We start from the raw sequence: 25,481 nt of genomic DNA, 5'->3' as shown, positions 1-25,481 counted from the left end.
GGTGCGGCGATGCTGGCCCACGAGCGCCGCGGCAGCGGCCCCCCATTGGTCCTGATCCACGGCCTCGGCAGCCGTCGCCAGGTCTGGGACCCGATCGTGGCAGAGCTGGCCCGGCACCGCGAGGTGATCACGCTGGACCTGCCGGGCTTCGGCGAATCCCCCCTCTGGCCGGCTCCGGGCTCCCCCACCCCGGGCGATCGGGTGACGGACCACGGCGCGGGCAACAGGTCAGACCCCGGCCCTCGCCTGCCGGGCGACCCGGCACCCCCTGGCAGCCCCCGCCCACCAAGCGACCCGACAGCCATCGGCGACCGTCGCCTGCCGGGCGACCCGGCAGCCCTGGGCGGCTCCCTCCCGCCGAGCGGGCCCCGGGGCGCCTCCATCCCGGATGAGCGGGCGGCCCCCGGCGAGGCCGTCGTGCCCGGCTCCGTCGGTCATCTCGCCGATCAGGTCGCCGCGTTCCTCGACCAGCTCGGCCTGGACCGGCCCGAGCTGGCCGGCAGCTCCCTCGGCGGCGGCATCGCGCTGGAACTCGGCCGCCGCGGGCGTGCCCGCGCCGTCACCGCGTTCGCCCCGGTCGGGTTCTGGGGGCCGGTGAGCCGCCGCTGGTGCCAGGCGGTCGTCGGCGGCGCCCGCCTGCTGAGCACCGCGCTCGGCCCCGCGCTCCCCCGGCTGCTCGCCACCCGGGCCGGGCGCGTCGCCCTCTGCGCGATCTTCTACGGCCACCCCGGCCGGTTGTCCCCCGAGGACTGCCTGGCCTCGGCCCGGGCGCTGTCCCGCGCTCCCGGCTTCGCCGCGGCCCGGCGGGCCTTCGGCGTCTGGCGGTTGCCCATCGGCGCCGATCCCGGTGCGCTCGGCGGCATCCCGGTCACGATCGTCTGGGGTACGCGTGACGTCGTCCTGCCGTACCGGCGTCAGGCCGCGCGGGCCGGCGAGGAGCTTCCCGGTGCCCGGCACGTCCTGCTGCAGGAGGCCGGGCATCTGCCGTTCGCCGACGACCCGGTCCGCTGCGCCGAACTATTGACAGTCCGCCAATAACTGGCCAGGGTGGATGGCATGCCGACACCGGGAGCCTCACCGTGGCGCGAGCCGGAGCACGACGAGCTCGCCGACCTGGTCCGTGCCTTCTTCGCCAAGGAGGTCCTGCCGCACGCCGCCCGGGTGCAAGCCCAGGGCCATCCCGACCGCGACCACTACCGCCGGGCCGGTGAGCTGGGCCTGCTCGGCCTGTCCGTGCCGGCCGAGTACGGCGGCGGGGGCGGCGGCTTCACCCACGAGGCCGTCCTGCTCGACGAGCAGACCCGCTCCGGCGACAACAGCCTCGGCATCGCCGTGCACAGTGGCATCGTCACCGGCTACCTGGTCGCCTACGGCACCGAGGAGCAGAAACAGCGCTGGCTGCCCGGGCTCTGCGACGGTTCGCTGATCGGCGCGATCGCGATGACCGAGCCCGACGGCGGCTCGGACCTGCAGGCCATGCGCACCCGTGCGCTGCGCGACGGCGACGACTACCTGGTCAGCGGCGCGAAGACGTTCATCAGCAACGGCGGCCTGGCCGACCTGGTCATCGTGGCCGTCAAGACCGACCCGGCGCAGCGCGCCGCCGGCGTCTCGCTGCTGGTCTGCGAGGTGGGACCGGCCGCCGCAAGCGGGACCACCCCGGCAACCGGCGCCGAGGACACCGGCGAGCCGGGTGGCGCTCCCGGTGGCGACCGGCCGGGCTTCCGCCGCGGCCGGCTGCTCTCCAAGATCGGCCTCAAGGGCAACGACACCGCCGAGCTGTTCTTCGACGACTTCCGGGTGCCCGCGGCCAACCTGCTCGGCGGCGCCGAGGGCCTGGGCTTCGCCCAGCTGATGGGGCAGCTGCCGCAGGAGCGCCTGGTGATCGGCATCGGCGCGGTGGCGGCGATGGAACGCGCGGTCGAGCTGACCGTGGCGTACGTCAAGGAGCGCACCGCCTTCGGCAAGCCGCTGATCGGCCACCAGAACACCCGGATGGTGCTGGCCGAGTGCGCCACCCGCGCCCGGGTCAGCCGGGTCTTCCTGGACGACTGCATCGCCAAGCATGTCCGCGGCGAGCTGGACGTGGCCACCGCCGCGATGGCCAAGTCCTGGCTCACCGAAGGACAGTGCGAAGTGGTCGACCGCTGCCTGCAGCTCTTCGGCGGCTACGGCTACACCACGGAATACCCGATCGCCCAGATGTACGCCGACGCCCGCGCCCAGAAGATCTACGGCGGCACCAACGAGATCATGAAGGAGCTGATCGCCCGTGCGCTCTGACGGTCAGGCGTACGTCTACGACGCCGTGCGCACCCCGCGCGGCCGGGGCCGGGACACCGGCTCGCTGCACGGCGTCAAGCCGATCTCCCTGGTCGTCGGCCTGATCGACGCGCTGCGCGAGCGGCTGCCCGGGCTCGACACCGACCGGCTGGACGACCTGGTGATGGGCATCGTCACGCCGGTCGGCGAGCAGGGCGGCGACCTGCCCCGGGCGGCGGCGCTGCTGGCCGGGCTGCCCGACCACGTCGGCGGCGTGCAGCTCAACCGGTTCTGCGCCTCCGGGCTGGAGGCGGTCAACATCGCCGCGGCCAAGGTCCGGTCCGGCTGGGACCACCTGCTGCTGGCCGGCGGCGTCGAGGCGATGTCACGGGTGCCGATGGGCTCCGACGGCGGCGCCTGGGCGATGGACCCGGAGACCGCGCTCGCCACATCGTTCGTGCCGCAGGGCATCAGCGCGGACCTGATCGCGACGCTGGAGGGCTTCGACCGCGACGACGTCGACGGGTACGCGGTCCGCTCCCAGGAACGAGCCGCCAAGGCACAGGCCGGCGGCCACTTCGCCCGCTCGATCGTGCCGGTGCGCGACCGGACCGGCGGGGTGATCCTGGCCGCCGACGAGCACCTGCGGCCGGACACCACCCGGGCCGGCTTGGGCAAGCTCAGCCCGTCCTTCGCCGGCATCGGCGAGCTGGGCGGCTTCGACGCGGTGGCGCTGCAGAAGTTCCACCGGCTCGAGGAGATCGACCACGTGCACCACGCCGGCAACTCCTCGGGCATCGTGGACGGCGCGGCCCTGGTGCTGATCGGCTCCGGCAGCGTGGGCGAGGACCTGGGGCTGACCCCGCGCGGGCGGATCGTCGCGGCGGCGGTCAGCGGGGCCGACCCGACCCTGATGCTCACCGGGCCGATTCCGGCCACCCGCAAGGCCCTGGCCACCGCGGGGCTCGGCGTCGAGGACATCGACCTCTTCGAGATCAACGAGGCCTTCGCGGCCGTGGTGCTCAAGTACACCCGCGACCTCGGCCTCGACCCGGACCGGGTGAACGTCAACGGCGGCGCGATCGCGCTGGGCCATCCCCTCGGCGCCACCGGCGCGATGCTGCTCGGCACCGCCCTGGACGAACTCGAACGCCGCGACCAGCACCGCGCGCTGGTCACGTTGTGCATCGGCGGCGGCATGGGCGTCGCCACGATCATTGAGAGGCTCGCATGACCGCCTGCACCGAGCGGCGCCCGGCCGCACCGCGCCGCAACCGCACCGGCGAGGGCCAGAAGGGCATGCGAAAGGTGGACACAGCATGACCGCCTGCACCGAGCGGCACCCGGCCGCACCACGCCGCAACCGCACCGGCGAGGGCCAGAAGGGCATGCGAAAGGTGGACACAGCATGACCGCCTGCACCGAGCCACACCCAGCCGCACCACGCCGCGACCGCACCGGCGAGGGCCAGAAGGGCATGCGAAAGGTGGACACAGCATGACCGCCTGCACCGAGCCACACCCAGCCGCACCACGCCGCGACCGCACCGGCGAGGGCCAGAAGGGCATGCGAAAGGTGGGCACAGCATGACCGGCACCATCCGCTACGAGCGGGATTCCGAGGGCGTCGTCACGCTCGTCCTGGACGATCCCGGCCAGTCGGCGAACACGATGAACCGGGCGTACGCGGCGTCGATGACCGCGGCCGTCGACCGGCTCGTCGCCGAGCGCGACACCATCACCGGGGTGATCGTCACCAGCGCCAAGCAGACCTTCTTCGCCGGCGGCGACCTGCCCGAGATGATCAAGGCGACGCCGGCCGACGCGCCCGCGCTGACCGCGCTGCTCACCACGATCAAGGCCGACCTGCGCCGGCTGGAGACGCTGGGCCGGCCGGTGGTGGCGGCCGTCAACGGCTCCGCGCTGGGCGGCGGGCTGGAGATCGCGCTCGCCTGTCATCACCGGATCGCCCTGGACGCGCCCGGTGCGCGCATCGGCTTCCCGGAGGTCACGCTCGGGCTGCTGCCGGGCGCCGGCGGTGTGACCCGGACCGTGCGGATGCTCGGCCTCGCCGACGCGCTGACCAAGATCCTGTTGACCGGGCGGCAGCTGCGCCCGGCCGCCGCTCGGAACGCCGGCCTGGTCGACGAGGTGGCCGGCGACGCGGCGGAGATGCTGGCCGGCGCGCGGGCGTGGATCGCCGCGCACCCGGACGCGGCCCAGCCCTGGGACCGGCCCGGATACCGGATCCCCGGTAGTGGCCGGGCGCTGACCGCGCAGCTGCCCGCGTTCCCGGCGAATCTGCGCAAGCAGCTGAAGGGGAACCGCCTGCCGGCGCCCGAGGCGATCCTGGCCGCGGCGGTCGAGGGCACGCTGGTGGATCTGGACACCGCGCTGACGGTCGAGACGCGCTATCTGGTGTCGCTGCTGACCTCGCAGATCGCCAAGAACATGATCGGCGCGTTCTTCTTCGACCTGAAGGCGGTCAACGGCGGCGCGAGCCGGCCCGCCGTCGAGGTCGCCCCGGTGACCCGGGTGGCGGTGCTGGGCGCCGGGATGATGGGCGCCGGGATCGCGTACGCGTGCGCCCGCGCCGGACTTGACGTCGTTCTCAAGGACGTCACCGCGGAGGCCGCCGCCCGCGGTCGCGCGCACGCCGAGAAGCTGCTCGGCCGCGAGGTCGGCAAGGGCCGGCTGGACGCGGAGCGGGCCGCCGCCGTGCTGGCCCGGATCACCGCCACCGCCGACGTGGCCGCGGTGACCGGCTGCGACGCGGTCATCGAGGCCGTCTTCGAGGACCCCGGCCTCAAGCACGCCGTCTTCGCCGAGGTGGAGCCGGTGCTGGCGGCGGACGCGCTGCTGGCCTCGAACACCTCGACGCTGCCGATCACCGGCCTGGCCACCGGGGTGAGCCGCCCGGCGGACTTCATCGGCATGCACTTCTTCTCCCCCGTCGACCGGATGCCGCTGCTGGAGATCGTGGTCGGCGAGCGGACCGGCGACGCCGCGCTGGCCCGGGCGTTCGACCTGGCCCGGCGGATCGGCAAGACCCCGATCGTGGTCAACGACGGCCGCGGCTTCTTCACCAGCCGGGTCATCGGGCGCTTCCTGGAGGAGGCGATCAGCATGCTGGCCGAGGGCGTGCCGGCGCCGTCGATCGAGCAGGCGGCGCTGCAGGCGGGTTATCCGACCGGCCCGCTGGCGCTGGCCGACGAGGTGTCGCTGAGCCTGATCCAGCGCATCCGGCGGCAGTTCGAGGCGGCCGCGGGCGGCGACTTCCCGGTGCTGCCGGTGCACGCGCTCGTGGACCGGATGCTGGACGAGCACGACCGGCCGGGCCGCGCCGCCGGCCGCGGCTTCTACGACTACGACAACGGCAGCCGGGGCAAGCTGTGGGCCGGCCTGGCCGCGCTGGCGACGCCCGCGGGCGCCGAGATCCCGCTGATCGACCTGCAGGAACGGATGATGTTCGCGGAGTCGCTGGACGCGCTGCGCTGCCGCGACGAGGGCGTGCTGCGCTCGGCGGCGGACGGCGACATCGGCTCGCTGCTCGGCATCGGCTTCCCGGCCTGGACCGGCGGGGTGCTGCGGTACGTCCGGCAGTACGAGGGCGGCCCGGCGGGTTTCGCGGCCCGCGCGGCGGAACTGGCCAAGACCTACGGGGACCGCTTCACCCCGCCGGCGACGCTGGAGGAGACCGCGAACCGCCCCTGACAACAGGCCGGTGTCGTCGCCCAGGATCGCCCAGCTCAGCCGCTCCGGCACCGCGCCCATCGTCAGGCCGCGCGGACGTCGAGGCCGAGGGCCAGTGCGAGGGTCACCGCCTGGTCCGCCGTGATGACCGCGTGGCGCAGCTGGGTCGTCGCCGGGTCCACCGCCGACAGGTCGCTGCCGCGCAGGTCGCTGCGGGTGAAGTCGGCGTGCTGCAGGGCGGCACCGGACAGGTCGACGTCGCGGAAGGTCGCGCCCTGGCACTTGGCGCCGGTCAGGTCGGCCTCGCGCATCCGCGCGCCGGTGAAGGTCGCCGTGCCCAGCGCCGCGCCGCGCAGCCCGGTGAAGGACCAGTCGCCGCCCTCGACGGTCATGATGTCGAAGGCGCACCGCTCGAACACGCTGCCGACCAGCTTGCACCGGGTGAACGTGGCGTCGAAGAACGAGCAGCTCACGAACGTGCAGTTGACGAACGCCACGTCGGTCTGGACCGAGCAGTTGAACCGGGCGTTGCGGAACGTGCAGTCGGTGAACTCGACCGCCTCCAGCGTCTCCTCGCAGAGGTCGAGGTCGGTGAACTCGGCGCGCACGGCGCCCGCTGCCCAGTGCTCGGTGCGTTCAGCCATGCCGGTGACCCTAGAACGAGCCTCCGACACTTTTGCCGTGCCGCAGCGAGCCGATCAGCAGCCGACGATCACCAGGTGAACTCCCGGCCCTCCGCCCGGCCGCCCGGCAGCAGCGACCGTCCGGTGTAGACCCAGGACTCCTCCAGCACGTACCGGTGGCCGCGCGGCGCCGTCAGGTTCACCGGGCCGCAGGTGTGCTTCAGCGCGAAGTCGGTGAACATCACCCCCTCGCAGGTGTACGGCCCGGCCGCCACCTCGCCCGTGCGGGTGTCGCGGACGGCCAGGGAGATGTCCGCCTGGACGCCCGGGCCGGCCTCCATGTGGCCGACGACCCGGATCGCGTCGCCGACGGCGTGACAGGGCTTGGCCAGCACCGGGTGGCCGACGTCCCAGTTCAGCTCGTCGCCGCACTGCCACGGCCCGAACGCCGCCTCGGCGCGGGCGCCCCCGGGCCCGGCGGACGCGCCGACGCGTACCGGGCCACCGGACCGGGCGCCCGTGGGCGCCGAGGCCGCACCGGTGGGCCGTGCTGTCCCGCCGGGTGGCGCACCACCGGCGGCCGCGGGCGCGGCCGACCCGTTCTCGATCGTGGGCGGGACCACCGCGGCGCTGGGGCCGGCGCCCAGGCCCTGGACCGGCGCGGCGCCGGTGCTGGTCCGGGCGGCCCCGGTGTCGCGCCACTTCCAGACGGTGTAGCCGCCGATGCCGGACGCGCTCAGCGCCCCCACGACCAGCGCCACGATCGCCGCCGAGCGGCCCCAGACCCAGCTGCGCGGCCGGTTCGGCGGGCGACGGCGGGCGACGTCAGGCCGGTGGGGTGGGGTGGCCGGCCCGGCCGGGGTCAGCACCGGGGGCGCGGCGGCCGGCAGCGGGGCGGGCAGCGCGGGCTCGTCGGCGGTGGCCCGGGCCAGGTCGCGCAGCAGCGGGGCCAGCTCGTCGCCGGGCGGGCGCCGCTGCGGGTCCTTGTCCAGGCAGGACTCGATCACCGCCCAGGCGGGTTCGGACAGGCCCGGCGGGCGGCCCACCAGGTCGTCGAGGTGGTGCCGGAGCACCGCGAGCGGTTCGCCGGAGTACGGCGGGTGCCCGGTGAGCAGCTCGTAGAGGACCACGCCCACCGCGTACACGTCGGCGGCCGGTCCCGCCTCGCCGCCGGCGATGACCTCCGGGGCCATGTAGTGCGGCGTGCCGATGATGGCGTGCGGGGTGGTCAGGCCGGCCGCGTCGACCACCCGGGCGATGCCGAAGTCGGTGAGCCGCGCGTCGGCGCCGCCGGCCACGGTCTGCAGCAGGATGTTGTCGGGTTTGACGTCGCGGTGCACCACGCCGAGCGCGTGCGCCTCGGCCAGGGCGGAGGCCACCTGGGCAAGCAGCCGGGCCGCCTCGGCGGGCGCGAGCGTGCCGGCCGAACGCAGCCCCTCGCGCAGGCTGCCGCCGGCCACGAAGTCCATCACCAGGCCGAGCGACTCGCCGGCGCTGAACAGGTCCCGCACCCCGACGATGTGCTCGTGGCGCACCATCATCAGGATGGTCCGCTCCTGGACGAACCGGGTGACCAGCTTCGGCTGGCGCAGCAGGCCCTCGTGCAGCAGCTTGACGGCGACCTGCTCGCCGGAGGTCCGTTCGATGCCCCGCCAGACCGTGCCGGTGGCGCCCTGCCCGACCGGGCAGATCAGGATGTACGAGTTACCGACGCACCGGCCACTGAGGTCGACGGTGGCGGGCTCGTCCAGGCCGGCTCCGGGCACGAGGGACTCTGGCTGCACGGGTGGGGGTGTCCTTTTCCTCGGCGGCATCGCTGGCGACGACGATCGTGGTGGTCGATGCCCCGACCGGCAATGGCACAGTGCCCGAGTTGTCAGGAAGAGTCACCTCATCAGGGCTGCCGTCACCGTTGGCCCGGAAGGTCGTTGGAGTCCTCCGAGTCGGCGCCGGCAGCCCCGATGCATTTCTCAGCCGCGCGGTTCGATCCAGATGTTGCGGTACTGGACCTTGTTGCCGTGGTCCTGCAGGCGGATCGCGCCGGTGGACGGGCCCTCGGCGATGTTGCCGCCGGTGCCGCCATCGATCTCGAAGTCCTTGTGCGCCTGCTTGCCGTTCCAGACGACGCTGATCCGGGCGTTCTCCGTCTTCTTCCCCGCGGCGTCGTAGCGCGCCGCACGGAAGTCGATGTCGTACGTCTGCCACTGCTCCGGCGGCTTGGCGGCGTTCACGTCCGCCGCCTTCTTGGTGTAGATCGCGCCGGCCTCGTTGTTGGCCGGCGTGGTGTCACCGTACGAGTCGAGGATCTGCAGCTCGTAGCGTTCCTGCTGGTAGACCCCGCTGTTGCCGCGGTTCTGGCCGGTCACGTCGGCCGGCAGCAGCGGCACCTTGAACTCGACGTGCAGCTTGTAGTCGCCGAACGCCTGCTTGGTGCGCAGGTCGCCGCCCTTCACCTCCATCGCGTTGCCGGCCACCCGCGGCCAGCTCGGGAAGCGGCCGTCGGTGTGCTGCCACTCGGTCAGGTCCGAGCCGTCGAACAGCACGATGCGCTCGCCCGGCTTGCGCACCGTGATGAGGTCGAGGTTGACGTGGCCGCTGTCCGGCGCGTCGACCCGGTACTCGATGGTGTTGTCGCCGCCGGTCAGGCGCAGCTTCTCGGTCTTGGTCGCCCAGTCGTTCCAGGTGACCGTCGTGGGCAGCACGGTCTGGCGTACCTTGCGGCCGTTGACGTGGATGCTGACGGTCTTGTCGCCGGAGAACGGGTCCGGGCCGTTGGAGTAGCGCAGGCCGACCTCGTACTCGCCGGACCGGCTCACCTCGACGTGCGTCGTGGTGCTGGCGTTGAGCTTGCCGAAGCCGGCGACAAAGCCGACGCCCGAGAAGCCGGGGTGGTCGGTGGCAAGGCTGGCGCCACCCTGGCGGCGGCCCTCCTCGGCCTCGTAGAACACCTCGTCGGGCTGGGCGCCCGGGATGGCGTTCAGGGTGTACCAGGCCTCGGTGCTCCACAGCTGCTCGCCGCCGGCGGCCGCGAACGGGCGGGGCGAGCGGAGGTGGACCACCCGGTCCCGCTTCAGGCCGTCGACGGCCAGCGTCACCGTACGGCGGTCACCGGAGACCTTCGCGGCGGTGACGGCCAGCTTCTCCTCGTCCACCTTGGGGCCGCCGTAGGCCGGGGTCGCCGCGTACCGCCACTGCTCCACTTTGTAGGCCGTGGCGATGTTCTTGACGGTCTCGTCGGACAGCGGCTTGGTGTACTCGATGGAGAAGCCGGTGCTGGTGGCCCGCATCTCCTTCATGTCGAACGCGGTGGTGCCGTTCGGCGTGAGCTTCTGCAGGCCGTACCGGAGTTTGCCCTCCTGGCCCCAGTTGCCGTCCGCGCCCAGGCCGCCGATGTAGAGGGACCCGTCCGGGCCGATCGTGGTGCGGTTGACGCCGGATTCGAGGCCCTGGGTGTGCCGGAACACCGCGCCCTGGTATTCGCCGTGCACCTTCTCCAGGTACGCCCGCTGCAGCCCGCCGTAGGTGACGTCACCGATCAGCATCTGCCCCTTGAACGGACCCTGCTTGAGCAGCACCGGGGTGCTGGGCGAGTTGGCGATCTCGTTCTGCGGCAGCCACAGCACCGGCTTGCTGACCTTGTTGCCGTCGTACGGCCCGGCCGGGCTGGTGTAGTGGTTGAAGAACCGCTCCGGCTTGATGTGCAGCAGCTTGGACGAGGGCAGCCAGCCGCCCTGGTTGTCGGCGACGAAGAGGTCACCCTCGGGACCCCAGCCCAGCCCGTTGGGGGTGCGCAGGCCGCCCGCGACGTAGCTGACCTTGCCGGTCCTGCGGTTCACCTTGATGCTGGTGCCCCGGTTCGCGACCGGCTGCGGGTCCGTGGTGGCCCCGCCCAGGTTGATCGACACGGACAGGTTCAGGTAGAAGTCGCCGCCCCGGTAGAGCAGCCCGAACGCGAACTCGTGGAAGTTGCCGCCGTACGGCCACGTGGCGACGGTCCGCATCGCATCGGTGACCTCGTCGCCGTCGGTGTCCCGCAGCTCGGTCAGCTCGTGCTTCTGCGAGACGTAGATCTTGTCGTCGACGACCGCGACCCCCATCGGCTCCCGGAGGCCCTGGGCGATCTTCTTGTACTTCACCTTGCCCGGACCGGTCCGGCCGGTCACGTTGCTGACGATGTACGCCTCGCCCTTGACCTGGTCGCTGCCGCCCCAGGTGGTGACGACCAGACGTCCGTCAGCCAGCCAGTCCATCGCGGACACCTGCGGCTGGAAGCCCTCCGGCCGCAGGTCGGTCAGCGTGTAGCCGGGGTTGACCGCGTCCAGCGGCAGCCCGTCGCCGGGCGCGTCGTTGACGCCCTCGCACTGCTTCTGACCCGGCGCGGTCACCCGGACCACCCCGGCGTCGGTGCTCAGCACGGAGGTGGGCACCACGGTGAAGCCGTCGGCGCCGGGCGGCTGCCACGCCAGCGTGAGCTCCTGGCCGCCACCGCCCTCGAAGTACTCGACGCGCAGCGCGTGCGGCCCGGCGGTCAGGTCGACAGCGCCGTCCTTGGACTCGACGCCGTGCAGCCCGTCGTTGTCGACCACCACGGCGTCGTTGATGGACAGCCGGGAGCCGTCGTCGCTGGAGAGCCGGAACGTGTACCGGCCGGCGGCGGGCACGGTGAGGTTGGCCAGCGCGTGCGAGACGAAGTTGTCCTCGAGGCCGAAGTCGGCGCCGCGGAAGTCGACGGCCGGCATGAGCTTGTCGATGTTGGGGGTCTGCCCGGGCTTGAGCGTGCAGATCTCGGTCAGTGGGACGCGGGTATCGAAGGTGCGCAGGGTGACGCCAGGCTCCTGCGGCGGGAGCTCGGCGGCCGAGGCGGAAGAAGGGCTGACCGCGACGGTCGCGGCGGCGATGACCAGACTGAGGACGACGGTACGGACCATGGTGCTCCTTAACGCGAGCGTTACCGGCGCGGTCCACTATCGACATCTTCCGGCGAACTTTCAATGGATCAAGGGAAACTTTTGCCGCCTGAGACGAAAGTTCGCGCTCATCAGACCGAAACCCTTGACGACCCGGCCCGGCACCAGTAAACAATCCTCATCATTACATCGGGGATCATCGATGGGGGCACCATGCAGACAATCGCCGCGATTCTCGTCGCCCTGCTCGCCGCGCCCGTGCCCCCCGGCTACTCGACCGCGGAGGCGGGCAACCCCTTCGTCGACGGCCGGTACGCGGACCCCGACGTGGCTGTCTACAACGACCGGTACTGGGTCTTCCCCACCAGCTCGCGCAGCTACGCCGAGCAGACCTACCTGGACGCGTTCTCCTCCGCCGATCTGGTCACCTGGACCAAGCACCCGAACGTGCTGACCACCGCGAACGTCTCCTGGGCGAAGTACGCGGTCTGGGCGCCCGCCCCGATCCAGCGCAACGGCCGGTACTACCTCTACTTCGCGGCCAACGACATCCAGAGCAACGCGGCGCTCGGCGGGATCGGCGTCGCGGTCGCGGACCGCCCCGAGGGCCCGTACGTGGACGCCATCGGCCGGCCGCTGATCGACCGGTTCGTCAACGGCGCGCAGCCGATCGACCAGGACGTGTTCATCGACGACGACGGGCAGGCCTACATCTACTACGGCGGCTGGGGGCACGCCAACGTCGCCAAGCTCAACAGCGACATGACCAGCCTGGGCAGCTTCGCCGACGGCAGCGTCTACCGGGAGATCACCCCGGCCGGCTACGTCGAGGGCCCGCAGATGCTCAAGCGCGACGGCAAGTACTACCTGATGTGGTCCGAGGGCGGCTGGACCGGGCCGGACTACTCCGTCGCCTACGCCATGGCCGACTCGCCCACCGGGCCGTTCCGCCGCCTCGACAAGATCCTCGCGCAGGACGCCGCGGTGGCTCGCGGCGCCGGCCACAACTCGGTGCTGACCATCCCGGGCACCGACACCTCGTACATCTTCTACCACCGCCGGCCGCTGAGCGAGACCGACGGCAACGCCCGCTACCTGGCCTACGACCGGATGACCTTCCGCCCGGACGGCACGATCCCGCCGGTGACGATGCTCGTCAAGGACAACTTCGACGACACCAACACGATCGGCTGGAAGACCTACGGCGGCACCTGGACCGCAACCGGCGGGCAGTACCGGGCCGGGCACTCGTACGGCGGCAAGTCCCTGCTGGACGACAACCACAGCAACGCGGTCTACGACGCCGACGTCACCGTCACCTCGGGGGCGGGCGACGCCGGTCTGGTCTTCCGGGCCACCGCGCCGGCCGTCGGCACCGACAGCTACCGCGGCTACTACGCCGGCATCACCCCGGCAGGCCGGGTCGTCCTCGGCCGCGCGAACAACAACTGGACCCAGCTGGCTGCCGTGCCGATGACCGTCACCCCGGGAACCCGGCACCACCTCCGGGTCGAGGCGGTCGGCGCCTCCCTCAAGGTCTTCGTGGACGACCTGACCACCCCCAAGATCAACACCACCGACGGTACGTTCACCGCCGGCGCCTCGGGTGTCCGCGTCTACAACGCCGCGGCGGCCTTCGACAACCTGGCCGTCACGAGCCGCTGATCCGTCATCCGCCCGCGGCCACCACGCGACGGTCGTCCGGCAGGTGCCGGGTCACCCCGGTGCTGTCCAGCAGCTCCAGCAGCGGCACCGCGACCCGGCGGCTGGTGTCCAGGGCCTGCCGGGCCTCGCTGACGGTGAACGGGTGCGGCAGCCCGGCCAGCACCTGCGCGGCCTGCTGCGGCGCTCCGGCGCGCAGGATGACGCCGTCGGCCAGCCGGACCACCAGGCCGGCACGCACGGCGGCGCCCAGCTGACGGGGGCCGAGGCCGAGCTCGCTCAGCCGGTGCGCGTCCGGCGCCGCGAACGGCCGGTCGCCGAGCCCGTCGAAGGCCTTGCCGACCGCGGCCACCAGCTCGTCCGGCACGTCGGTGGCGCCGGCCGAGATCCGGCCTCGGAGGGTGACCAGCGGCGGCCGCACCAGCGCCTCGACCAGGGACCGGTCCGGCAGCCCGAGCCGGTGCCGCAGGGCCTCGACCGGGGCGCCCGGCTCCAGCGGGTGCTCGCGGGCGTGCCGGGCCACCTCCCGCGCCAGCCGGTCCCGCAGCTCCGCCCAGTGCGCCGGGTCCGCCAGCCAGTCGCCGGCCACCGGTTCGCCCGGTTCGCCGACGCCCATCCGGAGCAGGTCGGCACGGCGTACCAGGAGGCGGCGGCGCAGCTCATCGGCCAGGTCGGGCTTTCCCGCCAGGCCGGCCAGCGTGCCGGCCCGGGCCGCGGCCGCGCCGCGCCGCTGCAGACCCGGCGGTACGACGTCGAGCACCGTCACACCCCCGGCCACGTGGTGCCGGCCGGGATCACGCAGCAGCGCCCGGTCGCCGATCCGCAGCGGCAGCGGGGTGTGCAGCCGCAGCCGGGCGGTGTCGGCGCCGAGCGGACGCACCCGCGCGGACACGGCGGCGGAGCCGGTGTGCAGGGTGACCGTGGCCGGCAGGCCGGCGACGGGATCACCGTGCACCCGGACGTCGATCAGGTCGGTGAGCCGGAACCGGCCGGGGGTCAGCAGCGCCCGGCCCCGCCCGGCCGCTTCCTTGTCGACCCCGCGCAGGTTGACCGCGACCCGGGCCACCGCGCCGACCTCGGCGGCGGCGACGCCGAGACTCTGCAGCCCGCGGACCCGCACGGGCCGGTCGGCGCCGGTCAGCTCCAGCTCGTCGCCGACGCGCAGCCGGCCCGCGCCGAGCGTGCCGGTGACCACGGTGCCGGCGCCCTTGACGGTGAACGACCGGTCGATCCAGAGCCGCACCGCGGCGGCCGGGTCGGGCGCGGGCAGCCGCGCGACCAGCCGGTCCAGCGCGGCCCGCAGCTCGTCGAGCCCGGCGCCGGTGACCCCGCTGACCGCGACCGCCTCGACGCCGCCGAGCGAGCTCGCGGCGATCTCGGCGCGGGCCTGCGCGACGGCCGGCCCCGGGTCGGCCAGGTCGCTGCGGGTGACCACGAGCAGCCCGTGCCGCACGGCCAGGGCGTCCAGCGCGGCCAGGTGCTCGGCGGACTGGGCGCGCCAGCCCTCGTCGGCGGCGACCACGATCACCGCCGCGGGCACCGGGCCGACGCCGGCCAGCATGGTCGCGACGAACCGCTCGTGGCCGGGCACGTCGACAAACGCGACGGTGGCGCCGGAGGGCAGCGCGGTCCAGGCGAACCCCAGGTCGATGGTCATGCCGCGGCGGCGTTCCTCGGCCCACCGGTCGGGTTCCGTCCCGGTCAGCGCGCGCACCAGCGTGGACTTGCCGTGATCCACGTGCCCGGCGGTGGCCAGCACGTGCATCAGCGGCCCCCGGCGCGGTGCACGGCGGCGATCAGATCGGCGTCGCGGTCCTCCGGCACGCAGCGCAGGTCCAGCAGCAGCCGGCCGCGCTCGACCCGCCCGACGACCGGGACGACGCTGCTGGTGCGCAGCGGCTCCGCGTACCGGTCGGGCAGCGAGAGCGCCCACGACGGGAGCTCGAGCTCGGGCGCGCCACCGCCACCGACGACCGCGACCGACTCGACCAGCTCGGCCTCGCCGTCCCGCACCTGCTCCCGGACGCGCTCGGTGCGGGCCCGCAGGGCGTCCGGGTCGCAGCGCAGCGCCTGCCAGGTCGGCGTCGCCGGCCCGGTCAGGGTCGCTTGCAGGGCCGCGAGGGTGAGCTTGTCCACCCGCAGCGCCCGGGCGAGCGGATGCCGGCGCAGCCGCTCGATCAGCGCGGCGTCGCCGAGCAGCAGCCCGGCCTGCGGGCCGCCGAGCAGCTTGTCCCCGCTGGCGATGACCAGGTCGGCGCCGGCCCGCAGGGTGGTCGCGGCGTCGGGCTCGTCGGGCAGCAGCGGGTCGGGGGCGAGCAGGCCGGACCCGATGTCGGCGACCACCGGCGGGCCCAGCCCGGTCAGCTCGGCGACGTCGACCGACCGGGTGAAGCCCCGCACGACGAAGTTCGACGGGTGCACCTTGAGGATGAAGCCGGTCTCCGGGCCGGCCGCGGCGGCGTAGTCGGCGAGCGCGGTGCGGTTGGTGGTGCCCACCTCGCGCAGCCGGGCGCCGGTGGATTCCAGCAGGTCGGGCAGGCGGAAGCCGTCGCCGATCTCGACCAGCTCGCCGCGGCTGACGATGATCTCCCGGCCGGCGGCGAGCGCGGTGGCGGCGAGCACCAGCGCGGCCGCGCCGTTGTTGACCACGTGCACGGCGCCGGCCGCGGGGACCGCGGCGGCGAGCGCGGCCAGGGCGGTGCGCCCGCGCCGGGCCCGGCGGCCGGTGCCGAGGTCCAGCTCGACGTCGGTGTGCCCGCCGGCCGCGGCGACCGCGGCGAGCGCGGCCGGGGAGAGCGCGGCCCGGCCCAGGTTGGTGTGCAGCACGACGCCGGTGGCGTTCAGCACGGTCCGCAGCCCGCCGGCGGTGCCGGGCAGGGCCGCGACGGCCGCGTCGGCCACGCCGGCGGGCTCGAGCTCACCGGCGCGGGCGCGCTGCTGGGCGGCGGCGACCGCGGCCTTGACCGGCCCGCGCCCGAGCCGGGCGGCGGCATCCACCAGCCGCGGATCGGCCAGCACCGCATCGGTACGCGGAACGAGCCGGCGCCGGTCCACCACGGCCTCAGCCACCCGTGCCCCCTCCGTCGACTCCCACCATCCTATGGCGGTCCCGATCCCCGCCGCCGGGTGAGCAGCCGGGCGAAGACGACCAGCGGGCTACCGGTTTGTGATCATATGGCGGCATGACGATCGACCGCAGGACGCTGCTCCGCGCCACCGCCGCCGGGGTGCTCGTGGGCTGGCCGGGGATCGCCACGCCGGCCCGCGCGGCGCAGGCCCGGCCGCGGATCCACGTGGTCGGCGACTCCACCGCCGCGTCGTACGCCGTCACGGAGATCCCCCGGGCCGGCTGGGGACAGGCGCTGCCGTTGTTCCTGGCGCCCGGCACGGAGGTGGTGAACGCGGCGGTCTCCGCCTCCAGCACCAAGAGCTTCGCCGACCTGGGCCGGCTCGACGGCACGCTGGCCGCGCTCCGCCCCGGCGACGTGCTGCTCATCTCGTTCGGCCACGCCGACGAGTCGGAGCTGCCCAGCCGGCACACCGAGCCGTGGACGACCTTCCAGGAGTACCTGTTCCGCTACGTCGAGAGCGCCTGCGCCGCACAGGCCCTGCCGGTCCTGGTCACCCCGGTGGAACGGCGCCGCTTCACCCCCGACGGCAGGGCGTTCCCGTCGCACGGCGACTATCCGGCCGCGATGCGCGAGGTGGCCCGGGTCAGCCGTACGCCGCTGATCGACCTGACCGCGTTGTCGTTCGCGCTGTTCGAGGCCCTGGGGCCCGAGGCCACCAAGGACCTGTTCCTGTGGCTGAACCCCGGCGACTCCGCGAAGTTCCCCGACGGCGTGGCCGACGACACCCACCTGCAGGCCCGCGGCGCGATCGAGGTGGCCCGGCTGGTGGTGACGGCGGGCTGGATGCTGCCGGGCCGCGACCGCTGGGCGCTGATGGAGCCGGACCTCCCGGCGGACCAGCTCGTCTGGCTCCCCACCAGGCCCGGCCCCGACCCGCTCTGACGGGCGCCGTCGTTTTTGTCCAAGACGACCGCGGTGCGAGCTCCCTAGTCTGGCCGCATGCGTAACCTGATCTACACCGGTTTCCTGTCGCTCGACGGCGTGGTTGACTCCCCGGGCGGCGGACCGAGCGAGGACCACCGCAGCGGCGGCTGGGTGGTCAAGGACATCGAGTTCCGGCCCGAGGCGTTCGCCCTCAAGGGCGAGGAGCTCGAGGAGACCACCGCGCTGATGTTCGGCCGCCGCAGCTACGAGGCGTTCGCGACGACCTGGCCCGGGTCGGAGGACCACGCGGCCTACCGGGAACTGCCCAAGTACGTGGTGTCGAGCACGCTGCCCGAGGACGCCCTGGTCGCGGGCTGGGGCCCGACCCGGATCCTGCGCTCGACCGACGACATCGTCGAGCTCAAGAAGAGCGAGGGCGGCGCGATCTTCATCCACGGCAGCGCGGAACTCGCCCGCCGGCTGTCCGACGCCGGCCTGATCGACCGCTACCACCTGCTGGTCTTCCCGGTGCTGCTCGGCGCCGGGAAGAGCCTGTTCAGCAGGGCCGACCGGGACAAGCAGACGCTGCGGCTCCGGTCGTCGGCCGCCTACCCGAACGGCGTCGTGAAGCTCATCTACGACGTGGCCGGCTGAGCGAGGTCCAGCCCGATCGCGCCGCCGGTGCCCGCGCGCAGGTGCCGGGCCGACCGTCCGACGTACCGGCGCAGCGCCCGGGCCAGGTGCGGCTCGTCGTAGTAGCCGAGCCCGGCCACGACGTCGGCCACCTCGGTGCCGCCGGCCAGGAGGGTGGCGGCGCGGCGGACGCGCTCGATCTGCCGTACGGCGCCCCGGGTGAGCCCGGTCGCCGCGCGGAAGCGGCGCTCGACGGTGCGTCCGGAGACGGCCGGGCGGTGTCCCCGGCACAGCTCGGTGACAAACGGATCCCGGACCAGCGCACCGGCGCGGACAAGCCGGCTCACCAGGGCCTCGGCGTCGTCGGCGCCGGGCGTCTGAAAGCGCAGGCCGTCCAGCCGGAAGGTCCGGCGGGTCACGTCCGGCAGCGCGAGGCCGCCGTCGACCAGGGTGGGGGTGGGCGCGACCCGCAGCGAGGTGCCCAGGGCGAACTCGACGCCGACGAAGGACGCACCCTCGGGAACCGGCGCGACGCCGGTTCTGGTCTCGGGGCCGGTAACGGCGGCGTACGCCTGGCCGTTTTGCTGCCAGAAGACCAGGCCCCAGGAAGCCGTGGCCACGGAGGTCATCCGGGTGACGTGCTCGCTCGTACAGGTCCAGACCGTGTCGACCCACGGCGAGTCAGACGCGCGCGTCCCGAACCGCATTGCCACGAGGAAAGGATGCCACGCCGCGTCCGGAAGAGCATGGACGCGCGGAGGGCCGTGTGCTCGGATTGTCGAATGCGCTTCGACGTCGTCACGCAGGCCTCGCCCGAGCAGGTGCGCCGCGCCCTCACCGACTTCACCGACCGCAGGCCGCAGATCTGGAGCCGCACCCTCGACGCGAAGAAGTACGTCCGCGCGGATTGTGGCGGACGACAGCGGCGGCAGCCGGCTGCACGTCGAATGGACCAACACCGGAGCCCGCGTCTCGCAACGGCCGCTGCTGTTCCTGCTGCATCGTGGCCCGGCGGGCCGGCTGATCTCGCGAATGTGGGCCGCCGCGCTGGACAGCTACGCCCACCACGAGCCGAGCTGACCACCGTGCTGGTTGGCGGAGGCGGACGGGAATCGAACCCGCCCGGCCCGGATACCGGGCCACACCGGTTTTGAAGACCGGGAGGGGCACCAGCCACCTGAACGCCTCCGTCGATCACCCTAAGCCGCCCCCGCGCGGCCCGTGCGGCGGGATGCCGGTGATCGTGCGAGAGTGCCCGGGTGACCACGACACACCGGCGCCGCCTGACCGAGTACGCGCACGGCGGCGGTTGCGCCTGCAAGATTCCGCCCGGTGAGCTGGAGACCGTGGTCGCCGGGCTGCTCGGTGAGTCCGCGCCGCGCGGGCCCGGTGAGCTGCTCGTCGGGCTGGACGACGGCGACGACGCGGCCGTGGTGCGGATCGCCGCCGGGGTCGCCATCGTCGCCACCGCTGATTTTTTCACCCCGGTGGTCGACGACGCCTACGACTGGGGGCGGATCGCCGTCGCCAACGCGCTCTCCGACGTGTACGCCATGGGCGGCGCCCCCGTCGTCGGGGTCAACCTGCTGGCCTGGCCGCGGGATCTGCTGCCGATGGAGCTGGCCGCCGAGGTGTTGCGCGGTGGCCTGGCGGTCGCGCGGGACGCCGGTTGTCACGTCGCCGGCGGGCACAGCGTCGACGACCCGGAGCCCAAGTACGGCATGGCCGTCACCGGCATCGCCGACCCGGACCGGCTGATGCGCAACGACGCCGGCGTGGCCGGTGTGCCGCTCACCCTCACCAAGCCGCTCGGCATCGGCGTGCTCAACAGCCGGCACAAGCAGACCGGTGCCGCCTTCCCGCAGGCGGTCGCCGCGATGACCGAGCTCAACCGGGCCGCTTCTGAGGCCGCGCTGGCCGTCGGCGCGGTCTGCGCGACCGACGTCACCGGGTTCGGCCTGCTCGGGCATCTGCACAAGCTGGCCCGGGCGAGCGGCGTGACCGCGCGGGTGGACCCGGCCGCGGTGCCCTACCTGGACGGTGCCCGGGACGCGCTGGCCGCCGGGTACGTCAGCGGCGGCACCCGGCGCAACCTCGACTGGGTGCGCCCGCACCTGGCCGCGGCCGGCGTCGGCGAGGACGAGTTGCTGCTGCTGGCCGACGCGCAGACCTCCGGCGGGCTGCTGGTGGCCGGCGAGGTCCCCGGCTACCCGGTCATCGGCGAGCTGCTGCCCGCCCGCGGCGACGGCACGACGCTGCTCGTCGGCTAGCTGGGTGTCTCGTCCTGGGCCGCCCGCTGCGCCAGGCGCTCCCGTTGCGGCAGCACCGTGTACTTCGGATCGCGGGCCGACGCCAGCCCGCCCTCGAAGATGCCGAACCGGGTGATCAGCGACGCCGTCAGCAGCGACGCCCCGGACAGCACGGAGGCCACCCGGCTGCGCCGGCCCAGCACCGCCCCGGCGACGCCCAGCGCGGTCAGCGCCCGCCCGGCGCGCAGCAGCTTGCCGGCCCGGCCGTCCCGGTACGGCTCGCTCAGGATGCCCTTGGTCGTCTCCACCCGGTGCGCGCCGTAGAGCTCCAGCGCCGCGCCGCAGATCGCCATCCGCCGGGCCGGGCCGGCCTGCCCCGGCGGGGCCCCGATCAGGCCCACGCCGGCCCCGCTGGCCAGCGCGCTGCCGGCGAAGACAAACGGCAGTTCCGGGTACGCCGCGTGCCAGCTCGGTGTCGCGGTGTCGGCCAGCAGCACCGCCGTGTACGTGGCCAGCGCGGGCGCGAGCACCGCGGCGCCGTACTGTCCCGCGGTGCCGGCCGCCGGCAGCAGCTTGCGGGCCACCCCCGGCAGTCCCCGGTCGGGCAGCAGCGGGGCGGCCTCGGCGACCGCCGCGGTGCCGGCCGCCGCACTGAAGGCGCTGAAGATCCAGGTGCCCATCGACATCGGCGACGTCGGCTTGGCCACCCGCAGCATGTGCAGGAAACGGGCCGGCCGGCCCAGGTCGTTGACCAGGAAGTAGGTGCTGGCCGCGACCGCGCCCAGCGCGGTGACCCGGCCGGCGCGACGCAGCGCGGGCCGGCCGGTGGCGTCGCCGCCGGCGGCGAGCAGCGCGGAGCCCGCGGCGAGGCCGCCGGTGAACAGGTACGCGGCGATGTCGTGCCGCCAGACCGCGGCCTTGACGATCGGCCGCCCGTAGTAGGACCGGAACTCGGCCGGCGGCACCATCGGCCGGTCACCACCGCGCCCGCCACCGCGCCCGCCGCCGCGCCCGACGCCGCGCCCGACGCCCTTCCGGCCGCCGGCGGCCCCGCCCCGGCCACCCCGACCGCCGAACCCGCCCGGCGAGCGGCCGCCGCCGGGCCCGCCCGGCGCGTCACCCGACGAGCTACCGCCGCCGGGGGTCATCCGCGCCGTCCCAGGAACGAGGCGACCACGGTGGCGGCCATCGCCAGCGCCGCCCAGCCGGCCCGCTTGTACATGTCCGGCAGGTCGCGGGTGGTCACGATCGGGTCCGGTGGCAGGCCGTACACCTCGGGCTCGTCGAGGAGCAGGAAGAACGCGCCGTCGCCGCCCACGCCGTCGTTCGGGTCCTCGCCGTACAGGCGGGCCGAGTCGACGCCCTGCTCGTGCAGCTTCGCCACCCGGTGCTGGGCGCGGGCGCGCAGCTCGTCCAGCTCGCCGTACTGGATGGACTCGGTCGGGCAGGCCTTGGCGCACGCCGGGGTCAGGCCGTCGCCGATCCGGTCGTAGCACATCGTGCACTTCCAGGCCCGGCCGTCGTCCTTGCGCTGGTCGATCACGCCGTACGGACAGGCCGGGATGCAGTAGCCGCAGCCGTTGCAGATGTCCTCCTGCACCACCACCGTGCCGAACTCGGTGCGGAACAGCGACCCGGTCGGGCACACGTCCAGGCAGGCGGCGTGGGTGCAGTGCTTGCACACGTTGGACATCATCAGCCAGCGGAAGTCGCTGCGCGGCGCGTCCATGGTCCGGCCCGGCAGGTCGCTCCTCGGCATGCCGAGGAACTGCGGGGTGGCCGCGGCGGCCGGCGCGTCCACGGCCGGCGGCAGGCCCGGGTCGGTGCCGGTGTCCGCGCCGGTCCCGGCCGCCGCCACCGCGCTCGGCGCGCTCGCCGACGGGCCGGTCGGCAGGCCCGCGAGGGCGCCGCGGTGCGCCGCCGGCTGCTCGATGAACGCCACGTGCCGCCAGGAGTTCGCGGTCAGCCCGCCGGTGTTGTCGTACGACTGGCCGAGCAGGTCGAACCCGCCGTCCGGGATCAGGTTCCACTCCTTGCACGCCACCTCGCAGGCCTTGCAGCCGATGCAGACGCTGGTGTCGGTGAAGAAGCCCATCCGCGGCGGCGCGTCGACGTATCCCGCGTCGGCCGCGGGGTCGATCGGGCCGTAGAAGCTGTTCGGTCCGGCCATCGTCAATCGTCCCCGGTCAGCATCGGAGGGTGGCGGTCCGGCACCAGCCCGGCACGGACTCGGTAGTCGTGCACGTACGCCAGCAGCTCCGGGCCGGTCGGCCGGCGGCCGGGCCGGATGTCGCAGGTGCCGACCTTACTTTCCTGGATGAGCACGTTCGGGTCCAGCGTGATGCCGATCAGGTCGTTGGCCGAGTCGCCGGTGACCAGCCCCGCGCCGCCCCAGTGGTAGGGCAGCCAGAGCTGGTGCACGATCCGGCCGTCGACGCGCAGCGGGGCGAGCCGGTCGGTCACCATCACCCGGGCCTCGATCGCCGCCCGGGCAGTCACGATGTGCGCCCAGCCCAGGTGTGCCAGGCCGCGTTCCGCGGCCAGCTCCGGCGAGACCTCGACGAACATCTCCGGCTGCAGCTCCGACAGGTACGCGAGCTGCCGGCTCATCCCGCCGGCGGTGTGGTGCTCGGTGAGCCGGCTGGTGCTGAAGACGTACGGGAACACCGCCGAGTGCACGTCGGGCGCGCTCGGGTTGGTCAGGTTGTCGGGGCGCTCGTAGACCTTGCGGGTCGGGTTGGCCTGCTGGGTGTAGAGCGGGTTGCGCACCGTCGACTCGACCGGCTCGTAGTGGGTGGGCAGCGGGCCGTCGATGAGCCCGCTGGGCGCGTAGAGCCAGCCCTTCCCGTCGCCCTGCATGATGAACGGGTCGTCGCCGGAGATCGCCTCGACGCCGCTCGCGCCCTCGGGCGGCCGGTAGCCCGGTGGCTTGGTCTTCTCGAAGTCGGGCACGTCGTAGCCGGTCCACTCGCCGGCCTCGGCGTCCCACCAGACGTATTTCTTCCGCTCGGACCACGGGTTGCCGTCGGGGTCGGCGGAGGCGCGGTTGTAGAGCGTGCGCCGGTCGGCCGGCCACGCCCAGCCCCACTCGCGGGCCACCCAGTCCTGTTCGGACCCGGGCTTGCGGCGCGCCGCCTGGTTGACGCCGTCCTTGTAGACGCCGGAGTAGATCCAGCAGCCGCAGGCGGTGGAGCCGTCGGCCTTGAGCGCGGTGAAGCCGGGCAGCGGCGCGCCGGTGGCGAGGTCATAGCCGTTGATCTCCCGGAGCACGTCCTCGCCGCTGGGCTCGTCGCCGCGCTCGCCGGTCAGCTCGTAGTCCCAGGTCAGGTTGCGGATGCCCTGGTCGCGGGTCAGGGTCGAGCCGGCCAGCCGGTCCCGCACGATGCGGCCGAGGTGGTAGAAGAACCACAGCTCGGAGCGGCAGTCGCCCGGCGGGTCGAGGGCCTTCTCGCGCCACTGGAGCATCCGCTGGGTCTGGGTGAAGGTGCCTTCCTTCTCCGCGTGCGACGCCGCCGGCAGGAAGAAGACCTCGGTGCGGCACTCCGCCGGCACGATCTCGCCGGTGGCCACCTCCGGGCTGTCCTTCCAGAACGTGGCGCTCTCGATCATGAACAGGTCGCGGACCACCAGCCAGTCCAGGTTGGCCATGCCCAGCCGCTGGGCCTTGCCGTGCGCCGAGCCGACCGCCGGGTTCTGCCCGAGCAGGAAGTACCCCTTGATCTTGCCGTCGATCATGTCGAGGACCTGCTGGTACGTGCCGTGGTCGCCGGTGAGCCGGGGCAGCCAGCCGTAGCCCCAGTCGTTGTCGGCGGTGGCCGCGTCGCCCCAGTAGGCCTTGAGCAGGCTGACCGCGTACGACTCCGCGTTGGCCCAGAAGCCCTGCTGGTCCGGGTGCCGGATCTCGTCGACCCACTGCCGGAACGTCTCGTGCTGGGACACGTGCGGCATCGGCAGGTAGCCGGGCAGCAGGTTGAACAGGGTGGGGATGTCGGTGGAGCCCTGGATGCTGGCGTGCCCGCGCAGCGCCAGCACGCCGCCGCCGGGCCGGCCCATGTTGCCCAGCAGCAGCTGGATGATCGCGCCGGTGCGGATGTACTGCACGCCGACGCTGTGCTGGGTCCAGCCCACCGAGTAGACCAGCGCGGTGGTGCGCTCGCGGCCCGAGTTCGCCGTCCAGGCCTCGCAGACCTCCAGGAACTTGTCCTGCGGCACGCCGCAGACGCGTTCGACGAGTTCGGGGGTGTAGCGGGCGTAGTGCCGCTTGAGCACCTGGTAGACGCAGCGCGGGTGCTGCAGCGTCGGGTCGCGGGGCACGTCGGCGGGCACCGGCGGGCCGTGCGACTCCTGCTCCAGGCCCGCGGCGGTCTCCCGGTCGACGTGCGACTCGCCCTCGTCCTGGGTGGCGGCCTCGTCCTCCTGCTGACCTTCGTACGCCCAGCTCTTCTGGTCGTAGGTGTGGTGCTCGGTGTCGTAGCCGGAGAACAGCCCGTCCAGGTCCTCGGTGTCCTGGAACTCCGCACTGACGATCATGGACGCGTTGGTGTACGCGACCACGTACTCCCGGAAGTCCTTGTTGTTGCTGAGGATGTAGTTGACGATCCCGCCCAGGAACGCGATGTCGGCGCCGGCCCGCACCGGCACGTAGGTGTGCGCCAGCGCGCTGGTCCGGGTGAACCGGGGATCGACGTGAATGATCTTCGCGCCGCGCTTCTTCGCGTCCAGCACGTACTGGAAGCCCACCGGGTGGGCCTCCGCCATGTTGGAACCCTGGATGACGATGCAGTCGGCGTTAGCCAGATCCTGGAGGAATCCGGTGGCCCCGCCACGGCCGAAGCTGGTTCCCAGACCGGGAACGGTGGCGGAGTGTCAAATCCGCGCCTGGTTCTCGATCTGCAAGGCGCCCATGGCGGTGAAGAGCTTCTTGATCAGGTAGTTCTCTTCGTTGTCCAGCGTGGCGCCGCCGAGGCTCGCGAAACCCATCGTGCGATTCAGCGGGCGGCCGTCGGGGTCCCTGTCCTGCCAGGTCTGCTCCCGGGCGGCGAGCACCCGGTCCGCGATCATCTCCATCGCGGTGTCCAGGTCCAGCTCTTCCCAGTCGGTGCCGTACGGCCGGCGGTAGAGCACCTTCTGCTGGCGCCGGTCGCTGGTGACCAGGCTCTTGCTGGCCGAACCCTTGGGGCAGAGCCGGCCCTTGGAGATCGGGCTGTCCGGGTCGCCCTCGATCTGGACGACCTGGTTGTCCTTGACGAAGATCCGCTGCCCGCAGCCGACCGCGCAGTACGGGCACACCGAACGGGCCACGGAGTCGGCGGTCTCGGTGCGGGCGGTCAGCGACCGGGACCGGTCCGACTGCGCGGCGGCGCCCCGGCCCAGCGGGTCGGTGCCGGTCAGCTGCCGGTAGACCGGCCAGTCGCGGATCCAGGTGCGGACGCCCATGATGATCGACCCTAGCCGACCG

The 25,481-nt window shown here is 73.5% G+C and carries 18 protein-coding genes and 1 tRNA gene; 9 read left to right on the top strand and 10 right to left on the bottom strand.

Annotated elements, in window-relative coordinates:
• The first annotated feature begins 9 nt into the window (after window positions 1-9).
• From ACIBQZ_RS20500 to ACIBQZ_RS20485, 4 genes are all read left to right on the top strand, one after another.
• Window positions 10-1,038 (top strand): alpha/beta fold hydrolase, encoded by a 1,029-nt coding sequence (locus ACIBQZ_RS20500; protein WP_396090312.1) that lies wholly within the window; start codon window positions 10-12, stop codon window positions 1,036-1,038.
• Between the two features lie 18 nt (window positions 1,039-1,056).
• Window positions 1,057-2,283, top strand: a complete 1,227-nt coding sequence (locus ACIBQZ_RS20495; protein WP_396090311.1) for an acyl-CoA dehydrogenase family protein — start codon at window positions 1,057-1,059, stop codon at window positions 2,281-2,283.
• Window positions 2,273-3,496, top strand: a complete 1,224-nt coding sequence (locus tag ACIBQZ_RS20490; protein WP_396090310.1) for an acetyl-CoA C-acetyltransferase — start codon at window positions 2,273-2,275, stop codon at window positions 3,494-3,496. The genes ACIBQZ_RS20495 and ACIBQZ_RS20490 overlap by 11 nt, the downstream gene beginning before the upstream one ends.
• A gap of 352 nt (window positions 3,497-3,848) precedes the next feature.
• The gene (locus ACIBQZ_RS20485; RefSeq protein ID WP_396090309.1) at window positions 3,849-5,975 is read left to right on the top strand and encodes a 3-hydroxyacyl-CoA dehydrogenase NAD-binding domain-containing protein; all 2,127 of its coding nucleotides are present in this window, start codon (window positions 3,849-3,851) and stop codon (window positions 5,973-5,975) included.
• Between the two features lie 62 nt (window positions 5,976-6,037).
• Here the strand turns inward: ACIBQZ_RS20485 and ACIBQZ_RS20480 are convergent, their stop codons facing one another.
• The 3 genes from ACIBQZ_RS20480 to ACIBQZ_RS20470 form a co-directional block, all read right to left on the bottom strand.
• Window positions 6,038-6,598 (bottom strand): pentapeptide repeat-containing protein, encoded by a 561-nt coding sequence (locus ACIBQZ_RS20480; protein WP_396090308.1) that lies wholly within the window; start codon window positions 6,596-6,598, stop codon window positions 6,038-6,040.
• 68 nt (window positions 6,599-6,666) lie between these two features.
• Window positions 6,667-8,361, bottom strand: coding sequence for a protein kinase (locus ACIBQZ_RS20475; protein WP_396090307.1), 1,695 nt, complete (start codon window positions 8,359-8,361; stop codon window positions 6,667-6,669).
• A gap of 186 nt (window positions 8,362-8,547) precedes the next feature.
• Entirely contained in the window at window positions 8,548-11,505 is a 2,958-nt protein-coding gene (locus ACIBQZ_RS20470; protein WP_396090306.1) for a family 16 glycoside hydrolase, read from the bottom strand.
• Window positions 11,506-11,697: 192 nt separating this feature from the next.
• On the opposite strand from ACIBQZ_RS20470, the gene ACIBQZ_RS20465 reads away from it, so the two are divergent.
• The gene (locus tag ACIBQZ_RS20465; RefSeq protein ID WP_396090305.1) at window positions 11,698-13,149 is read left to right on the top strand and encodes a family 43 glycosylhydrolase; all 1,452 of its coding nucleotides are present in this window, start codon (window positions 11,698-11,700) and stop codon (window positions 13,147-13,149) included.
• A gap of 4 nt (window positions 13,150-13,153) precedes the next feature.
• On the opposite strand, the gene selB is transcribed toward ACIBQZ_RS20465, so the two are convergent.
• Both selB and selA read right to left on the bottom strand, forming a co-directional pair.
• Window positions 13,154-14,911: a selenocysteine-specific translation elongation factor gene (selB, locus tag ACIBQZ_RS20460; RefSeq protein WP_396090304.1), complete on the bottom strand. Its 1,758-nt coding sequence runs from the start codon at window positions 14,909-14,911 to the stop codon at window positions 13,154-13,156.
• Window positions 14,911-16,215 carry an L-seryl-tRNA(Sec) selenium transferase gene (gene selA, locus ACIBQZ_RS20455; RefSeq protein WP_396090303.1) on the bottom strand — a complete coding sequence of 435 codons (1,305 nt, stop codon included), beginning with the start codon at window positions 16,213-16,215 and terminating at the stop codon, window positions 14,911-14,913. Before selA ends, selB begins: the two co-directional genes overlap by 1 nt.
• Before the next feature lie 113 nt (window positions 16,216-16,328).
• Between selA and ACIBQZ_RS20450 the strand changes: the two genes are divergently transcribed.
• Together ACIBQZ_RS20450 and ACIBQZ_RS20445 are read left to right on the top strand one after the other, a co-directional pair.
• On the top strand, window positions 16,329-17,159 hold the full coding sequence (locus tag ACIBQZ_RS20450) for a rhamnogalacturonan acetylesterase (RefSeq protein WP_396090302.1): 831 nt from the start codon (window positions 16,329-16,331) through the stop codon (window positions 17,157-17,159).
• 57 nt (window positions 17,160-17,216) lie between these two features.
• The gene (locus tag ACIBQZ_RS20445; protein ID WP_396090301.1) at window positions 17,217-17,795 is read left to right on the top strand and encodes a dihydrofolate reductase family protein; all 579 of its coding nucleotides are present in this window, start codon (window positions 17,217-17,219) and stop codon (window positions 17,793-17,795) included.
• On the opposite strand, the gene ACIBQZ_RS20440 is transcribed toward ACIBQZ_RS20445, so the two are convergent.
• Window positions 17,777-18,487 (bottom strand): helix-turn-helix domain-containing protein, encoded by a 711-nt coding sequence (locus ACIBQZ_RS20440; RefSeq protein ID WP_396090300.1) that lies wholly within the window; start codon window positions 18,485-18,487, stop codon window positions 17,777-17,779. The genes ACIBQZ_RS20445 and ACIBQZ_RS20440 overlap by 19 nt on opposite strands.
• Before the next feature lie 196 nt (window positions 18,488-18,683).
• Here ACIBQZ_RS20440 and ACIBQZ_RS20435 point away from each other — a divergent pair, with 196 nt between their 5' ends.
• Window positions 18,684-18,854 carry a hypothetical protein gene (locus ACIBQZ_RS20435; RefSeq protein ID WP_396090299.1) on the top strand — a complete coding sequence of 57 codons (171 nt, stop codon included), beginning with the start codon at window positions 18,684-18,686 and terminating at the stop codon, window positions 18,852-18,854.
• 13 nt (window positions 18,855-18,867) lie between these two features.
• Here ACIBQZ_RS20435 and ACIBQZ_RS20430 read toward each other — a convergent pair.
• Window positions 18,868-18,963 (bottom strand) — tRNA-Sec (locus tag ACIBQZ_RS20430).
• Window positions 18,964-19,033: 70 nt separating this feature from the next.
• Here ACIBQZ_RS20430 and selD point away from each other — a divergent pair.
• On the top strand, window positions 19,034-20,044 hold the full coding sequence (selD, locus tag ACIBQZ_RS20425; protein ID WP_396090298.1) for a selenide, water dikinase SelD: 1,011 nt from the start codon (window positions 19,034-19,036) through the stop codon (window positions 20,042-20,044).
• On the opposite strand, the gene nrfD is transcribed toward selD, so the two are convergent.
• The 3 genes from nrfD to fdh form a co-directional block, all read right to left on the bottom strand.
• Window positions 20,041-20,991, bottom strand: a complete 951-nt coding sequence (nrfD, locus tag ACIBQZ_RS20420; protein ID WP_396090297.1) for an NrfD/PsrC family molybdoenzyme membrane anchor subunit — start codon at window positions 20,989-20,991, stop codon at window positions 20,041-20,043. The genes selD and nrfD overlap by 4 nt on opposite strands.
• 176 nt (window positions 20,992-21,167) lie before the next feature.
• Window positions 21,168-22,193 carry a 4Fe-4S dicluster domain-containing protein gene (locus ACIBQZ_RS20415; protein ID WP_396090296.1) on the bottom strand — a complete coding sequence of 342 codons (1,026 nt, stop codon included), beginning with the start codon at window positions 22,191-22,193 and terminating at the stop codon, window positions 21,168-21,170.
• Window positions 22,194-22,195: 2 nt separating this feature from the next.
• On the bottom strand, window positions 22,196-25,459 hold the full coding sequence (gene fdh / locus ACIBQZ_RS20410; protein WP_396090295.1) for a formate dehydrogenase: 3,264 nt from the start codon (window positions 25,457-25,459) through the stop codon (window positions 22,196-22,198).
• Between the last annotated feature and the right edge of the window lie 22 nt (window positions 25,460-25,481).

This window comes from Actinoplanes sp. NPDC049599 (assembly GCF_044465625.1).
In the GTDB taxonomy this organism is placed as follows: Bacteria; Actinomycetota; Actinomycetes; order Mycobacteriales; family Micromonosporaceae; genus Actinoplanes.
Note: the sequence above shows the minus strand (reverse complement) of the source record. Positions and strands in the feature narration are given on the sequence as shown.

Coding starts and splice junctions, on each gene's coding strand:
- ACIBQZ_RS20500 (WP_396090312.1), top strand. CDS start 10: ATGCTGGCCCACGAGCGCCGCGGCAGCGGCCCCCCATTGGTCCTGATC.
- ACIBQZ_RS20495 (WP_396090311.1), top strand. CDS start 1,057: ATGCCGACACCGGGAGCCTCACCGTGGCGCGAGCCGGAGCACGACGAG.
- ACIBQZ_RS20485 (WP_396090309.1), top strand. CDS start 3,849: ATGACCGGCACCATCCGCTACGAGCGGGATTCCGAGGGCGTCGTCACG.
- ACIBQZ_RS20480 (WP_396090308.1), bottom strand. CDS start 6,598: ATGGCTGAACGCACCGAGCACTGGGCAGCGGGCGCCGTGCGCGCCGAG.
- ACIBQZ_RS20470 (WP_396090306.1), bottom strand. CDS start 11,505: ATGGTCCGTACCGTCGTCCTCAGTCTGGTCATCGCCGCCGCGACCGTC.
- ACIBQZ_RS20465 (WP_396090305.1), top strand. CDS start 11,698: ATGCAGACAATCGCCGCGATTCTCGTCGCCCTGCTCGCCGCGCCCGTG.
- selB (WP_396090304.1), bottom strand. CDS start 14,911: ATGCACGTGCTGGCCACCGCCGGGCACGTGGATCACGGCAAGTCCACG.
- ACIBQZ_RS20450 (WP_396090302.1), top strand. CDS start 16,329: ATGACGATCGACCGCAGGACGCTGCTCCGCGCCACCGCCGCCGGGGTG.
- ACIBQZ_RS20445 (WP_396090301.1), top strand. CDS start 17,217: ATGCGTAACCTGATCTACACCGGTTTCCTGTCGCTCGACGGCGTGGTT.
- nrfD (WP_396090297.1), bottom strand. CDS start 20,991: ATGGTGCCGCCGGCCGAGTTCCGGTCCTACTACGGGCGGCCGATCGTC.
- ACIBQZ_RS20415 (WP_396090296.1), bottom strand. CDS start 22,193: ATGGCCGGACCGAACAGCTTCTACGGCCCGATCGACCCCGCGGCCGAC.